This window comes from Mesobacillus selenatarsenatis SF-1, from assembly GCF_000813125.1.
GTDB lineage: Bacteria > Bacillota > Bacilli > Bacillales > Cytobacillaceae > Mesobacillus > Mesobacillus selenatarsenatis.
Genome location: NZ_BASE01000043.1, coordinates 31,822 through 46,737 on the forward strand (window position 1 = coordinate 31,822; position 14,916 = coordinate 46,737).

Below are 14,916 nucleotides of genomic sequence, written 5' to 3' on the forward strand. Positions count from 1 at the left end.
TTTATCACCATTACTGTTTAAGATTCTTTAGCTTGTCTCCGATCATATCACCTAAGCTGAAACCTTTTGTTTCTTCAGGAAGCTCATAGTCAAAAGCTTCATTGCTTTCTCTTTCCTCGAACTCCTTCATGCTAAGTGATAGTCTTTGGTCTTGCTTGTTTACGTCAAGTACCTTTACTTTTACAGTCTGCCCTTCTTGAAGGACTTCATGCGGTGTGCCGATATGCTTATGAGAAATTTGCGAAATATGGACAAGGCCTTCAACCCCAGGGAATACTTCAACAAATGCACCATAAGAAACTAGACGTTTCACAGTGCCTTCCAGAGTGCTGCCCTTAGGAGCTTTCTCATCAATGTCTGCCCATGGTCCAGGTAGTGTTTCTTTGATTGAAAGCGATATACGCTCATTGTCACGATCAACGCTCAATACTTTAACTTGAACCTGCTGGCCTTCCTGAACAACATCAGATGGCTTTTCAACATGCTCATGAGACAGCTGTGAAATATGGACAAGACCATCAACTCCACCGATATCCACAAACGCACCAAAATCGGTGATTCTTTGTACTGTACCCTCAATAACCTGTCCAGACTGGATGGCCGCAAGCAAGTCCTGTTTCTTCTTGCCTTGCTCTTCTTCCACAACAGCGCGGTGAGAAAGGATCAGGCGGTTCTTCTCCTGGTCAAGCTCTACGATTTTAAAGCTGAGCGTTTTTCCTTTGTAATCAGAGAAATCTTCCACAAAGTGGGATTCCACAAGAGATGCCGGAACAAAGCCGCGTACGCCAAGGTCAACTACCAGACCGCCCTTAACGACATCTTTTACTTCTGCCTCGAAAACTTCTCCACTTTCAAACTTGCCTTTAAGTTCTTCCCAGGCTTTCTCAGCATCTACTTTTCTCTTTGAGAGAATTAAAGCTTCTTCCTCAACTTTTTGAACTTCGAGCTCCAACTCATCACCGACAGATACTGCATCTTCAGCTTTTTCAACATGAAGGCTTGATAGTTCACTAATCGGGATGATGCCATCGAGCTTGCTTCCTTCGATATCTACTAAAACTTGCTTTTCTTCCACTTTCGTTACCTGGCCTTTGACACGGTCGCCAGCCTCAAAGTTTTTTACCTCGATTTGATTCATATCTTCTGACATATGTACTCCTCCTTAATCCATGACTGCTGCAAATATATGCTTTGTGGCGAAAAGCCACTTAAAAAACACATTAATTAGTCACTAAGTGAAAATTCTAAAAATATCTCTTCTTAATAACTTCTTACAAACAGACATTTTTGTCAAGCAAGAAACATTACTTAAAATTGTTAATAAGTTCTTGGATTTCACTCATGATCAAGTCAGTTGTCTGTTCTGCATTTAACTTTTTTTCCTTGATTGATACCATATCGATAGGCTTTCCATATACCACCTTCAATTTCTTGAATGCTTTGTATGGACCGATGATTGCGCATGGAACGACATGAGCATCAGAGCGGAGCGCAAAGAAGCCTGCTCCTGCAAGTCCCTTACCCATTTCACCTGTCTTGCTTCTTGTTCCCTCTGGAAACAATCCTAAAACCTTTCCATCCTTTAAAATTCCGAGGCCTTTCCTTAAAGCTTCCCTGTCACTCATACCTCTTTTGACAGGGAAAGCATTTAGGTGAGGAACAATTTTCCCAAGTACAGGGACAGCGAAAAGCTCTTCCTTCGCCATGAAATGGACGGGACGGGGTGCAGTAATCCCGACTACCGGGGGATCTAGATTATCAATATGATTGGCACATAACAACACGCCGCCATCGGCAGGCATATTTTCTCTGCCAATCACCTCAATCCGATAAATTGGTTTTAATACTGTATTTACTAAAGACCTTGCAAACGAATAAACCGTCAATTTCATCCGATCCTTTCAAGCGCCAAACCCATGATTTTGTCTACCACATCTGTAATCGACAAAGAAGTTGTATCAATTTCAATTGCATCATCTGCCTTTTTCAAAGGGGCTACTACCCGCTCCGAATCAATCTTGTCACGCGCGGCAATTTCTTCTTTCAGCTTTTCCAGATCAGACGGGAATCCTTTCTGGATATTTTCTGCATGTCGGCGCTGTGCCCTTTCCTCAACACTTGCAAGTAAAAAGACCTTCACCTCGGCATTCGGCAATACATGGGTGCCGATATCCCTTCCATCCATCACCACACCGCCATCAACTGCAAACTGCTGCTGGCGTTTGACCATCTCTTTCCTGACAAGTTCATGCACAGCTACATATGATACTTGATTAGTAACTTCCGCACTCCTAATCTCATTGGTGACCTCGATACCATCAAGCAAAACCTTTTGGCCTGATTCTCCAGGCATTAGCTCGATTGATGTATTGTTTAAGATCTCAATCAACTCTGCTTCGTTGTCCAGGCTGGCTCCTTTGTTCAAAGCCTTGTATGTAAGTGCTCTGTACATCGCACCTGTATCGATGTAAATATAAGTCAGTTTTTCGGCTGCAATTTTGGCAACCGTACTTTTTCCTGCTGCTGCAGGACCGTCTATGGCAATTGAAATTCGTCTACTCATATTTCCTCCTGGTACACTCCTTGTTGTTCCTAGATATACTCTTATATTTTAACACAAAAATCTTTTAATCCTCGTCATTCAATACTTTTTTTAAGCTACTTTTCGAAACTTGTCCTGTACCCCTATTATTAGAGGAATATTCCAGGCTTTTGGTATTTTAAGTCCTCCTTTTTAAAAAAGGCTGTTTCGTAAAAATTGTTGTTAAAATCCTAAAGCCGATTTTAACGTAATATAAGGCTATTTTGTTGGTCGGTATTAAGTGTGGCAAGCTCTTTTCTCAGAATAAGCTTTAATTTTGTGAAGAAAAATAGGTCATTCAATCCTATTTTGTAGTCAATAGCAACAAAGTTTGAGAAAAGAGCCTAAAAAAAGGCTTAAAATAAAGAGTAAGCAGGCTTAGCACCTGCTTACTCTTTGCTCCTGAATGAATTCAGGACTTCTGAATGATTATTGTCCGTAACACCCTCGTATTGAGTAATTTGTTTAAGTTCAGGGAAAGCATTGAATTCATGGAAAAATACTTGGGCAATAACCAAAAAAATAAATTGAATGATAGCGATCTTGATTAAGATTCTTTCAAATGTTTTCATCTTTATTGCTCCTGTTAAAACTTTTATTCTAGTATTGGAGCATTTCCAGGTATTTATTCCTTTTAGACAGGAAGTCCTTTTTTCTTCATTTCAAGCTGTCTTTCGAAGCAGAACCTAAGAAGCACCTGCCTGTCGGTGCCCGATGAGTCAAAAAATTGAACAGAAGCTTTGTTCATATGTCCTTGACCATCGATGATCCGGACAACCCTACCACGGAACTTCCTGTATTCAAATTCTCCATTTTGCATTGGAAGGACAAACCAGCACTCAATCTCCATCCCCTGCTTCAAACTGCTGTTTTTACCAATCAACAATGCAGCCCCACCTGCACTGACATCATCGGTAACTGTGGTAAATGGAGCGAACTCCCCCTTGCCAGAGTAAACAGCAACATCTACTGAGGTTTCCACCCGGACAAATTGCCTTCTCTGAATCTTGATAAGGCGCTCCTTTCCTGGATACGAAAGAATCACCATCGGAATATTAAGCTTGATTCTTCCTTTAACCTCCGTGTCAAAATAATAATGAGAACCTGATTCGGTTACAAAATTAGCTTTCAAAGGTGTACCCTCAAGCAAGAACACTGTTCTGTTAGTATTCAAATTTACAGGATAATCAATATACAGATCATTTCCTTTACGCTCAACCAGTTTACACTTATATTGTTCAAAACTGTCGGAATACTTATGTTCAAGGATTATGTTATCACCGATTTTTATCATAGCTAATCCACTTCCCCACTTCTGTCTATGCTGTTTGTTTTATTGGTAAACTGTTCTCTATATATATCATATTTATTATGACATGTCGGACTAAGCTGGTGCAATAGTCCTTTAATGGATTATTTTTACAAATAAATATATTAACCAATGTGTTTTTGCCTTTATATAAAAAAACAGGGAAAGCGCTTGGCTTCCCCTTAAACGACGTCTTCATATACTTGTTCAGCGTTATGAAGTTTTTCTACTTTTTCTTCTGTACCGTCTTCTGCATTGATATAAATCCTGAAGGTATCATTGCCGAGAACTCCGGTGAATTCATAGCATAACACCTCTTCATTCAGGTCGTTCAGGATTATTGCTTTTTTCTCATCCATCACCTTGAGATTTGGATTGACTTTCTTTTTTGCCTCTTCTATTTCAATGCCTGCTTGCGGGATCTCCCTTGCTTTATGGGATTTCAAATAATCCTCAGCTGAGAAGCCGATCACATCGCCGTTATCTAATGCGACCTTCATATTGATTGCATCTGGATAAACTCTTACGCCGTCCTGTGTACCTACGAATGTAAAAACTCCAATGTTATCATATTGAGCGCTTTCGAAGAGATCAAGGTTTTCAAAATTGTGATCCTTTAAAAAGGCAATTGCCTTATTAGAAGCGTCATTGAGACTAAGCTTTTGATTCTTCACATCCCGATCAAGCAGGAACCAGATTGGATAGCCACCCTTTTTGGTTATATCCATACTCGCTTCCAGATTTGTTTCGGGATTTTGGATCGAAACACTGAAAAAACCATAATCCGATCCTTTGCCGTTTTCAGTTACTTTTACTTTACCGCCGTTTTTGATCGGGGTATATTGTTTAGTAATCTGGACCGCTTTTTCTTTTGATATCTTTTCGCCAGGCAGCTTTTTAAAGTTTTCATCCTTTTTCTGAAGATTGATCTGTGCTGGCCCGAAATCTGTTTCCGAATAGCCTTCTACTGTTTTTTCAACAGTCTTGAACCCATCAATGATGGTATTGTCAGTTTGTCCCTTTTCAGTCGCAAGGGCTAGCTCTACATCCATCCAGCGAAGATTATTTTCCAGAACCATATGCTGGACTTGCCTTAAATCCTGCTGAATTTCACCTGATTGCTCATACAGGGTCTTAAGGGTCGAATATTCTTTTTCTGTTAATGGTTCTTTATCCAGATCACGAATCGCTGCTTTGTAACTAAAATTCCCTATATTCGCTAAAAACTCTTCCGTTTTATTGAAAGGTAAAAGTGTCAATGGAAGCTGGCCGACATCATTATGGGCCTGTGAAGTGATCTTCCATACTTCCGCAAGTTGAGGCGATAATGAACTTCTTGAGTTCATCGCAAGTGTTGTACCAATTTTATCGTTCAGTAAATCAATTTGATATGTCAAGTCATGAAAAGCCCTTTGATAATTGTTTTCCGCATTGATCAATACTGCTGTTTTTTCCCTGTGCTCCTGATAACCCCAGAATGCTGTTCCGGCAATTCCAACAACCAGGACTGCTATGGCTATTCCTCTTAGCAATTCAACTCACCCCTATTTACAAAAAATATGTTTTCCAATCTTTTTGATTTGCGGTCGTGACCAAATCCAGGCGCTGGTTGCTGTATCGGGATTAAAATAGTACATAGCATTGCCAGTAGGGTCCCAGCCATTGATGGCATCAAGGACAGCTTTTTTTGCAGTCTCATTTGGTGTTAGCCAGATTTGGCCATCAGCCACTGCTGTGAATGCCCTCGGTTCGAATATTACCCCTGATATTGTATTCGGGAAAGTGGCACTATCCAAGCGGTTCAAGATTACCGCCGCAACTGCTACCTGGCCGGTATACGGTTCACCCCTGGCTTCTCCATAGACAGCATTCGCCATAAGCTGAATATCATTCTGCGAGAACCCATTTGGTGTATTTGTTGCAGCTGCTGGTTTTGGTGCGGACTGGGTTTGAGTGCCACCACCAGCCGTGCCCCCGCCTGTTTTTTCGCCGCCCCAGGCAATTTTCGCATTTGGCGTCGCCTTCGCAAGCTTAAGTTTTGTTTTCCATCCTGCAACTCCATCGATTTCCAGACCGAATTCGTATTGGAAATTCCTTAGAGCCCAGTAGGTACCCCATCCAAATACCCCATCGATTTTGCCATTATAGAAGCCAATATGCTTGAGACGTGACTGGAGTTCTATTACATCCTCTCCTGTCGATCCCTGCTGCAGCACCTGGCTCGTAAAGGCTTCCGCCCTTTGATCGACTTCGCTAAATTGTACAAAAGACATGATCAAAGCCAACGCGGCCATCACTTTCAAGATAGACCGATAATTCTTCATTGAATGCAACCCCCAAAGATGTGAACTTAAAAGATTGCTTTTATTTTTTGTTAAGAGTTGACTTTTATTCCACAAAACAAAAAAACCCTCCATTTTTTAAGAATGAAGAGTTTTTCAGATTGGATATTGCTTCTCAATATGCTGCAGAGTCAATGTTCTCGCTTTTTTTACTTTTCGCAGACCAAGCCACCAAAGGAATATCATAAATGGAACTATCAACACGAGCCAGTCTTCCCTGGTCATCAGGATGAAATCATACATCCCGTGCAGAAGGACAGGCACTGTTAACGAAAGCATGATCCACTTCTTTTGCACCACCGGTGAAAACTTCGCCTTACCTATATAGTAACCCATTATGACTCCAAAGAGAGCATGGCTCGAAACAGGCAACAGCGCCCTGCCCAGTGCGTCCTGAAGACCATTGGCGAGCAGATAAAAAATATTTTCAGCCGATGCGAAGCCCAGGGACACAGCCACACTGTAGATGACACCATCATAAGGTTCATCAAAGGAAATATGCTGGAAAATCGTGTAATAAAGGATAAACCATTTAAAGAATTCTTCTAAAAGGCCAACCGTCCCGAATGCTTTTATAAAGTCATCCTGGAACAATCCCTCGGCAGAGAGTACATATTGAATGAACATAAGCGGAAATACAAGCAATGCACCGAATATAAACATTTTAAACACCAGGGATAGCGGCTCTGACCCATATTGGTCCCTTAAATAAAAATAACTTAACAGCGCCAGACCCGGAGCTACCCCGGCAGTAACTATTCCCAGCATATGCTGTCCTCTTTTCAATTTGTTTTTTTAATCGTATCATGTAATTAGAAGAAAGAAAATGGATTATTATTCTTTCTCACTGGTCTTTCGGAGGTAATAGTTTTGAAGAAGAATATTTTATTGATTCATACTGGCGGTACCATTTCCATGAGCGAGGATACAAGTGGAGCAGTAAAACCAGGGACGAATAACCCTTTGACACAGGGAACCGATCATTTATCCAGTTTGGCTGACCTTTTTGTTGAAGAGCCCTTCAATTTGCCCTCTCCACATATTACACCAAAAGAGATGATGGAGTTAAAATACATCCTGGAGGACTATGATAAAAAAGGCAACATCGACGGAGCCGTAATCACCCATGGAACAGATACACTTGAAGAGACAGCATATTTCCTGGACCTCACCTGCCAGGCCAGCTTCCCGGTCGTCGTTACCGGCGCCATGCGGTCAAGCAATGAAATCGGATCTGATGGACTCTATAATTTAATTTCGTCCATAAGCGTTGCTTCCAGCCCAGATGCAAATGGTAAGGGTGTCCTTGTTGTCCTTAATGACGAGATCCATACGGCAGTGAACGTCACCAAAACGCATACTAGCAATATCTCAACCTTTCAAAGCCCGCAATACGGACCGATTGGCATTGTGACAAAAAGGGGTGTTCTTTTCCATCACACTCCAACTAAACATGAAAACTATCCTGTTCAGGACATCAAAAAGAAAGTGTCACTGATAAAAGCGCACGCGGGAATGGACTCATCCCTACTCAAAGCGTTACTAGAATTAAAAGTTGATGGAGTGGTGATCGAAGCTCTTGGACAAGGCAATCTCCCACCCGCAGCGCTTGAGGGTGTAAAAGACTTCATTAAAAACAATATTCCTGTCGTCATTGTTTCCAGGAGCTTTGCCGGCATTGTCCAGGATGTGTATGGCTATGAAGGCGGAGGCAAGCACCTAAAGGAATTGGGTGTCATCTTCTCAAACGGCCTGAATGGACAGAAAGCAAGGATCAAACTGCTAGTTGCTCTTGCCAAGACAGAAAATATAGATGAAATTAATGAGATGTTCATGTTCTAAAAAATGAAGCAATCAGGATACTATATGAAAAAAGCGGTGCCTGTATGTGTGCAGGCATCGTTGGTTTCTTATCAGTGTTCAAAAAGGAAATATTCCCTTATGGACATCGGATAAAATACATAAGGGCACATCTAACTCCTAAATGTATCCTTATACCAAGCGAAAGCTCTCCATAAGGGTACGATTTTCTCCTAAGTGTTTTCTTCATTTAGGATCCCGAATCACTGTAAAAGGGCATAAAAAGGCCCCTATTGGTGCCCTTAAAAGGATTAAACAGCCTATCCATTTTGTGCGTAAACAAAGCGATGCCATTCAGGCACCGCTTTCTTTCATTGATTCCAACTTTCACTCTAAGATCGGCTTGTGATCGCTTCTGCAATCTGGCCGCCATGGAATCGACCGTTCTCTATAAAGATTTCATTTGCATTGTTCCCGGCTGCGATTACTCCTGCAATGAAAATGCCTGGCACATTGGTTTCCATTGTTTCGGAATCAAAGTGGGGCCTGCCTGTTTCTGCCTCGATTTTAACCCCCATCTTTTGAAGGAAGGCATGGTCGGGTCGGTATCCTGTCATCGCAAAAACATGATCATTCTTTAATTTAACCTGTTCTCCTTCATGCTCGTAGACCACATAACCTTCTTCGATTGCTTTTACTTCTGCACTGAATACCATTTTTACCGAACCTGCCCTTACAAGCGCTTCGAACTCCGGCAGAACCCACGGTTTGATGCTGGGCGAATATTCAGCTCCCCTGTACAATACAGTCACTCTCGCCCCTGCCTTCTCCAGCTCAATCGCTGCATCCACACTGGAGTTTTTCCCGCCAATGACTGCGACGTCCATATCGAAGTAAGGATGAGCTTCTTTGAAATAGTGGGAAACCTTGGGTAACTCTTCACCCGGTATACCCATGAGATTAGGATGATCATAGTAACCAGTCGCTATGATTATGTTTTTTGCAGTGTATTGCTGTTTATCCGTGGAAACCTTAAAAACAGCATCACACTCTTTTTCAACTCCCGTCACCTTTTCATATTTATTGATTCTAAGCTTTTCCCGCTTGACTACTTCCCGGTAATAAACCAATGCCTGATTCCGTTTTGGTTTAAGATTTTCGGTTATGAAGGGTACATCACCAATGGCAAGCTTTTCACTGCTGCTAAAAAATGTCTGGTGGGTTGGATAATTATAAATCGCATTCACGATATTTCCTTTTTCGATGATGAGCGGATTCAAGCCCTGTTTCTTCAAAGCAATCGCGGCGGCCAGACCGCAGGGACCGCCCCCTACAATAATGACATCTTCCTTGTTCATGTTGCAAAATCACTCCTTATGGATCTATATAAACCGTAAAAGCAGATATAAAAAATCTCCCATCATTAAATGATAGGAGATTTCATCATAAGATTCAATGAAGAACCCTTTTCTAATGTTAAATCCAGCCTCTGAAGCGGCTAGCTTCAGCCATTTTGCGGACACCGACCATATAAGCAGCAAGTCGCATGTCTACTCTGCGTGTCTGGGCTGTATCATAGATGCTGTCAAAGGATTTCACCATGACCTTTTCAAGCTTGTCTTCGACTTCTTCTTCAGTCCAATAATAACCCTGGTTGTTCTGCACCCACTCAAAGTACGAAACAGTTACACCGCCAGCGGATGCAAGTACATCCGGTACAAGCAGGATCCCACGTTCTGTCAGAATTTCTGTTGCTTCCAAAGTCGTTGGCCCATTAGCAGCCTCTACGACGATACTAGCCCTGATATTGTGGGCATTTTCTTCGGTAATCTGATTTTCTATTGCAGCTGGAACAAGAATATCACAATCGAGTTCCAACAATTCTTTATTTGTAATTGTATTATTGAATAGTTTGGTTACTGTACCAAAACTGTCACGACGGTCAAGCAAGTAATCGATATCTAATCCGTCTGGATCATGAAGTGCCCCGTATGCATCTGAAATACCGGTAATTTTAGCACCAGCATCATGCATGAATTTTGCCAAGTAGCTTCCTGCATTTCCAAATCCTTGGACAACCACTCTTGCGCCTTCAAGCTCGATTCCCTTTTTCTTTGCAGCTTCGCGGATACAAATCGTAACCCCTTTTGCTGTTGCTGATTCACGACCATGTGAACCACCGAGTACCAGCGGCTTGCCTGTAATGAATCCTGGAGAGTTAAATTCATCTATACGGCTATATTCATCCATCATCCAAGCCATAATCTGCGAGTTCGTGAAAACATCAGGTGCCGGGATGTCTTTTGTTGGTCCTACGATCTGGCTGATCGCACGAACATATCCTCGGCTTAATCTTTCCAGTTCCCTGAACGACATGTCGCGAGGATCACAAACAATCCCGCCTTTTCCGCCGCCGTACGGCAGATCGACAATGCCACATTTCAAGCTCATCCAGATTGATAAGGCTTTTACCTCTTTCTCCGTTACGTTTGGATGGAAACGTATTCCTCCCTTTGTTGGACCCACTGCATCATTGTGCTGCGCCCGGTAGCCAGTAAAGACTTTAACAGATCCGTCATCCATTCTGACAGGAATTTTCACTGTCATCATCCTGAGCGGCTCCTTTAAAAGCTCAAAAACCTCATCTGGGTATCCGAGTTTTTCCAAAGCCTTGTGAATAACAGTTTGTGTAGATCGTAAGACGTCATGTTTGTCTTCTTTATTTGGATTTTCATTACCGTTTGCGGCTACCATTGATAAACCTCCTAAATCACTTTTGCGGATGTTGTCTGCTTTCATGGATTAGTATACACCTTTGGTTATTTTATGCAAGAAGAAAAAAACAGTTTTCCGCATTTTTTGATTATTAGATGAAAACGCTACCATTCGAGCCCTTATTATTATTGACTTGATAATAAATTGACTGAATAATAAGACATTCTTAGGTGACAAGACTGTATTTTAAGGTTCAGATTCGAAGATAACTTAATAAAAATTCTCTATAAATCCTACCTTAGCAAGCAGGCATATTTTTGCCTAAAAGATCTAATTCCAATTGCCACTGTACAACACAATATCTTCCATAAAAAAAGCCGAAGCCCATCCATTATTTCATAAAATAATGGACAAGGCTTTCGACTGCACGTTCTTCCATAATCTCGTTCCCATATTCGAGCAGTCTGTGGATGCTCAATATTGATGGAACTCCGTATTCTGCCATTAATGACACTGTCTTATTGGTCTCATCAGGCAATATTCCATTCATGAGCAAATAATAATGGTCATTCATAAAATGCAGGCTGCCTCCGTCAATTCCGGCGTCCAAGAGTCTTTTTGCCAGCTGGATCACGTCCTCGACATTTTCGAATTCAAACAAAATGTCTTCGCTTCCATCGACCGTTACCTGCATTTCTATAATCCCATCATCAAACTGCTCCTCATCTTCATCCTGCTCGATCATTGTGACGATCATGACCATCCCCTGGGCATGCAATGAAAAAATTTCCACTGCAACTGAACCGATGATATCCAAATCGAATTCTTCGCTGGCTTCCTCGAGCATATCGTGAAAAAGCTGATGCCACTTCAACGAATCCTTCCATATATCCTCTTTGGTCAATCCCCGGTCGGATAAATCATCTATCGTAAGGAATATCTTAATTTTATTGTTGGTTAATCGTTCCAAGCGCATATTCATGCCCCCTGCCATCGACAAAGCTCTTATTTTAGTTTATGAAAATATCGCAGGTTGGTGAGTTATTTAAATTGATCAATGCGCTTTTTCAACCATTTTTCCCATTCCGCTCTTGTCATGCCTACAATGTTCTCTTGATATTCTTCCTGCTGCTCTAACGGCATGGAATCAATTGCTATACCACCTAGCCCAATAATAAGATCTGGATAAGTTTTATTAATCTCCTCGGCAAGACTCAAAGTTCTCTCTCTATTTTCATCAAGAGTGCAGGACAAGAAGAGGAACTTGGGTTTCACCTTCTCCACCACTACCTCAAGATCATTCTCAGCAAGGCTAGTTCCCAGGAAGACTACCTCAAATCCTTTTCGCCTTAGGTACAATGTATAGATTAATAAACCTAGTTCATGTCTTTCTCCAGGCCCGCATACAGCAATTGCCTTTGGCAGGAAGGAATTGTGCGGAAATGAATTTGATAATCCTTCAATTCTCGAACGTATAAATGACGAAGCAAAATGCTCATGTGCAGTCGTTATACTTCCCTCTTCCCATAAATCGCCCACCTTAATCAAAATCGGGCCTAATAAATCAATAACAGTTTTATCAATTGTAAACAAACTGAAGGCCTGGTTAATCAATTCATGAGCTTTGGAACTATTGAACTCAAGAAGTGCACTCAACAGCTTGTCTCCAATCTCATCAACCATGTCCCTTCTAGGCACTTCAGCCTTTTCCATTGACACTGCTGAGTTTTCAAGCAAAGACACAGCCTGGCTTATGGTGAAACCTTGATTTATTTTTGAGATTAACCACCGCAAAATTTCTACATGCTCCTCGGTATACAATCGATGACCGGATTCATTTCTGACAGGGGCAATCATCTGATATCTTCTCTCCCAAGCCCTAAGCGTCCCGGGCTGAATACCAAGCATTTTGGATACTGCTTTAATATTATATTTTCCTGCACCGTTCCCCATCCTAAAACCTCCGTTATTACCTGTACTACCGATTATAGCCGTGCTGCTGCACCTGTGTAAAACCTCAATCTGCTGTTTTGAAATCCGCAACCAATGTAAGTAGATGGGTCTCAGCTCTGGCTCCAAGTCTAAGAGGCACACCCGTTGTGCCATATCCATTGCTGGTAAGTACCGTTGCGCCATTCTTCATTGTAATACCGCCTAATTCATAAGGACCGAACCCGAATATCCTGATCTGCCCCCCGTGTGTATGCCCACTTAAAACGAGGCTAATATTGTGTTCTGGCTTGAGGCTGTTGACGATGGCGGGGTTATGGCTTACAAGAATCCGGAATCCTTCTTCATCCGCATCACGCATTGCCAGGTCCAGCCTGCTTTTTCCAAGACTTAAATCATCAATGCCTAAAATATGCAATACATCTCCAGTACTCGATTCAAATTTCACTGCTGTGTTGTCTAGTACTTTAACACCCAAGTGGTAAAGCAATGAGTCTAGTTCGTGTGAGTTGAATTCATAATCATTGTTTCCCCAGACGAAGAATACTGGGGCAATCGTTTTTAATTTTTCTATATTGGCAGACACCCTCTCCAAAGGAACGCCTTTTTCCGCGAGATCGCCTCCAATAACCACAAGGTCGGCCTTTCCTTTCACCTCGTTGATTATTGCATCTTGAATAATCCGCTTATGGATATCTGATATAAAAAAGATTTTGACAGACCCAAAGCTCTCCGGAAATTCCTTCAACCGGATTTCCTGATTCAGCACTTTGTCTGTAAAGGCCTGGCGATACATATATAGTAGAAGGAAGCTGCCGATCAGCAGCATTCCAAGTATAAAATAAATCAAATCCATTTCTGCCTCCCGCAATACTTTATCTAGCTTTCATTTGTGTCCTCTGGCGAGCTAAATGACATCATACCATAAAGCAAGCAGAAAACGAAAAAAACTGCTGTCTGCCAAGCTCCTAAGGGTGATAGCAGAAAAAATGAGCCTAGACAGGTAATTGCTAAAATTATATCAGGTACTAGATTTTTATTTCCTTGATATGCACTTATGACAGCAACTCCCCCATCCCTGATCAATCCTCCGATTGCATACATTCCGAATACAAGAGCCACTGCTCCGGCAAGGAACTCAACTGGATTTAAAATAAACTCACTGAGGACCTCCTCAGAGTGGAACGGAATTATAGCGGAGAGCGAAATGACAAATAGGTAACCGCAAAGCAGTCCAATGACCATCCTTAAAACTTTCCAAAGCATACAAAAACCTCCCATACACAATGTATGAAAGGCCCTTGTCTTTATTTCCGTATTAGAAAAGCGGAAGCGCCTTGGTCAGCCCCGACAAGCGTTGGAGGGCAGACCAGTGAAGTCGCTCTTTGACTTCATTGGGCGGACCGAAACATCTCGAGCTGCTCAAAGCTAACGCTTATCGCAAGATACTCGAAGCAGCAAAATCAGGGAAGAAAACTGGCTAGGCGCTGGAGCTGGACATTTCTCGAAGTACAAGATTATCCTTTCTATCTTTGAAAAAATCAAACTTCATGAATATCAAGAATGCGGAATCCTGACTCTTCCAGCTTCTTGACAAACTTGTCAATGTTGTCTTTCTTTTCTATTTTCATGACAATCCTTCGGACGAGCTTGTCTGTCTCATCAAAAGTAACCAACGAGATAATATGTTCATGGAACTGGTGAGCAATATCAGCCAGTCTTGCGATACGGCCTTCCGTTTCTACAGAAGTAAACGCAATCCTTACACCCTCTCTATGGACACCAAAAGCACTCTGGAACTGGTCCAGAGCATCTGAGCGGGTTACAGCTCCCTGGAATTTTCCATTCTCATCAATTACCGCCATTAACGGAATATCTTTCAATTTCACTAATGTTGTTTCGAAAACCTCAATGCCATGCAGGATTTGATCCTGTAGAGTCAAAATGTCCTTCGCATATTTGCTTTGCAGAAATTCATCCTTCTGTCCGCCGGTATTGAAGAATTCCTGATAAATTCCATGTCTCGTGACAACACCTACATACTTGTCACCATCCAATACTGGAACTCCATCAATCTCATTACCATCCAACTTTTCTAACACACTTTGCAATGTCTCATCCTGTTGTACAGTAATGCATTTGTACTTCGGTATCATAATACTTTTAACAAACATTCAACTCACCTCAAATTTAAAGTACTGCCATATATATATAATTCT

The 14,916-nt window shown here is 41.8% G+C and carries 15 protein-coding genes and 1 pseudogene; 1 reads left to right on the forward strand and 15 read right to left on the reverse strand.

Annotated features, from left to right (window positions below):
• Positions 1–10: 10 nt before the first annotated feature.
• The 8 genes and pseudogenes from rpsA to prsW all read right to left on the reverse strand — a co-directional run bounded on the left by rpsA (position 11) and on the right by prsW (position 7,000).
• Positions 11–1,150 carry a 30S ribosomal protein S1 gene (rpsA, locus tag TY49_RS09530; protein ID WP_041965681.1) on the reverse strand — a complete coding sequence of 380 codons (1,140 nt, stop codon included), beginning with the start codon at positions 1,148–1,150 and terminating at the stop codon, positions 11–13.
• Positions 1,151–1,304: 154 nt separating this feature from the next.
• Positions 1,305–1,886 carry a lysophospholipid acyltransferase family protein gene (locus TY49_RS09535; protein ID WP_041965710.1) on the reverse strand — a complete coding sequence of 194 codons (582 nt, stop codon included), beginning with the start codon at positions 1,884–1,886 and terminating at the stop codon, positions 1,305–1,307.
• 2 nt (positions 1,887–1,888) lie between these two features.
• Positions 1,889–2,563, reverse strand: a complete 675-nt coding sequence (gene cmk / locus TY49_RS09540) for a (d)CMP kinase (protein WP_041965682.1) — start codon at positions 2,561–2,563, stop codon at positions 1,889–1,891.
• 407 nt (positions 2,564–2,970) lie between these two features.
• Positions 2,971–3,153, reverse strand: coding sequence for a YpfB family protein (locus TY49_RS09545; protein WP_041965683.1), 183 nt, complete (start codon positions 3,151–3,153; stop codon positions 2,971–2,973).
• Between the two features lie 62 nt (positions 3,154–3,215).
• Positions 3,216–3,875, reverse strand: coding sequence for a flagellar brake protein (locus TY49_RS09550; protein WP_041965684.1), 660 nt, complete (start codon positions 3,873–3,875; stop codon positions 3,216–3,218).
• A gap of 197 nt (positions 3,876–4,072) precedes the next feature.
• Positions 4,073–5,422 carry a germination protein YpeB gene (ypeB, locus tag TY49_RS09555; RefSeq protein ID WP_041965685.1) on the reverse strand — a complete coding sequence of 450 codons (1,350 nt, stop codon included), beginning with the start codon at positions 5,420–5,422 and terminating at the stop codon, positions 4,073–4,075.
• Between the two features lie 12 nt (positions 5,423–5,434).
• Positions 5,435–6,124: pseudogene (sleB, locus tag TY49_RS09560) on the reverse strand (spore cortex-lytic enzyme); the annotation flags it as partial.
• Between the two features lie 204 nt (positions 6,125–6,328).
• Positions 6,329–7,000, reverse strand: a complete 672-nt coding sequence (gene prsW, locus TY49_RS09565; protein ID WP_041965687.1) for a glutamic-type intramembrane protease PrsW — start codon at positions 6,998–7,000, stop codon at positions 6,329–6,331.
• Between the two features lie 102 nt (positions 7,001–7,102).
• Between prsW and TY49_RS09570 the strand changes: the two genes are divergently transcribed.
• A complete protein-coding gene (locus tag TY49_RS09570) occupies positions 7,103–8,074 on the forward strand; it encodes an asparaginase (RefSeq protein WP_198135604.1) in 972 nt (323 codons plus the stop codon).
• A gap of 350 nt (positions 8,075–8,424) precedes the next feature.
• Here the strand turns inward: TY49_RS09570 and TY49_RS09575 are convergent, their stop codons facing one another.
• From TY49_RS09575 to TY49_RS09605, 7 genes are all read right to left on the reverse strand, one after another.
• A complete protein-coding gene (locus TY49_RS09575; RefSeq protein ID WP_041965688.1) occupies positions 8,425–9,390 on the reverse strand; it encodes a YpdA family putative bacillithiol disulfide reductase in 966 nt (321 codons plus the stop codon).
• 118 nt (positions 9,391–9,508) lie between these two features.
• On the reverse strand, positions 9,509–10,786 hold the full coding sequence (locus TY49_RS09580) for a Glu/Leu/Phe/Val family dehydrogenase (RefSeq protein ID WP_041965689.1): 1,278 nt from the start codon (positions 10,784–10,786) through the stop codon (positions 9,509–9,511).
• A 352-nt stretch (positions 10,787–11,138) separates the two neighbouring features.
• Positions 11,139–11,723: a genetic competence negative regulator gene (locus TY49_RS09585; RefSeq protein ID WP_041965690.1), complete on the reverse strand. Its 585-nt coding sequence runs from the start codon at positions 11,721–11,723 to the stop codon at positions 11,139–11,141.
• 65 nt (positions 11,724–11,788) lie between these two features.
• On the reverse strand, positions 11,789–12,700 hold the full coding sequence (locus tag TY49_RS09590; RefSeq protein ID WP_041965691.1) for a MerR family transcriptional regulator: 912 nt from the start codon (positions 12,698–12,700) through the stop codon (positions 11,789–11,791).
• Positions 12,701–12,764: 64 nt separating this feature from the next.
• Positions 12,765–13,547, reverse strand: coding sequence for a metallophosphoesterase (locus TY49_RS09595; protein ID WP_041965712.1), 783 nt, complete (start codon positions 13,545–13,547; stop codon positions 12,765–12,767).
• Positions 13,548–13,576: 29 nt separating this feature from the next.
• Positions 13,577–13,963 (reverse strand): hypothetical protein, encoded by a 387-nt coding sequence (locus TY49_RS09600; protein WP_041965692.1) that lies wholly within the window; start codon positions 13,961–13,963, stop codon positions 13,577–13,579.
• A gap of 275 nt (positions 13,964–14,238) precedes the next feature.
• The gene (locus TY49_RS09605; RefSeq protein WP_041965693.1) at positions 14,239–14,871 is read right to left on the reverse strand and encodes a CBS domain-containing protein; all 633 of its coding nucleotides are present in this window, start codon (positions 14,869–14,871) and stop codon (positions 14,239–14,241) included.
• Positions 14,872–14,916 lie beyond the last annotated feature (45 nt).

Excerpts from the sequence above, each read along its gene's own strand:
- TY49_RS09575 (WP_041965688.1), bottom strand. The coding sequence starts at position 9,390 with ATGAACAAGGAAGATGTCATTATTGTAGGGGGCGGTCCCTGCGGTCTG.
- rpsA (WP_041965681.1), bottom strand. The coding sequence starts at position 1,150 with ATGTCAGAAGATATGAATCAAATCGAGGTAAAAAACTTTGAGGCTGGC.
- TY49_RS09605 (WP_041965693.1), bottom strand. The coding sequence starts at position 14,871 with ATGTTTGTTAAAAGTATTATGATACCGAAGTACAAATGCATTACTGTA.
- TY49_RS09545 (WP_041965683.1), bottom strand. The coding sequence starts at position 3,153 with ATGAAAACATTTGAAAGAATCTTAATCAAGATCGCTATCATTCAATTT.
- TY49_RS09600 (WP_041965692.1), bottom strand. The coding sequence starts at position 13,963 with ATGCTTTGGAAAGTTTTAAGGATGGTCATTGGACTGCTTTGCGGTTAC.
- TY49_RS09550 (WP_041965684.1), bottom strand. The coding sequence starts at position 3,875 with ATGATAAAAATCGGTGATAACATAATCCTTGAACATAAGTATTCCGAC.
- TY49_RS09590 (WP_041965691.1), bottom strand. The coding sequence starts at position 12,700 with ATGGGGAACGGTGCAGGAAAATATAATATTAAAGCAGTATCCAAAATG.
- prsW (WP_041965687.1), bottom strand. The coding sequence starts at position 7,000 with ATGCTGGGAATAGTTACTGCCGGGGTAGCTCCGGGTCTGGCGCTGTTA.
- cmk (WP_041965682.1), bottom strand. The coding sequence starts at position 2,563 with ATGAGTAGACGAATTTCAATTGCCATAGACGGTCCTGCAGCAGCAGGA.
- TY49_RS09585 (WP_041965690.1), bottom strand. The coding sequence starts at position 11,723 with ATGCGCTTGGAACGATTAACCAACAATAAAATTAAGATATTCCTTACG.
- TY49_RS09580 (WP_041965689.1), bottom strand. The coding sequence starts at position 10,786 with ATGGTAGCCGCAAACGGTAATGAAAATCCAAATAAAGAAGACAAACAT.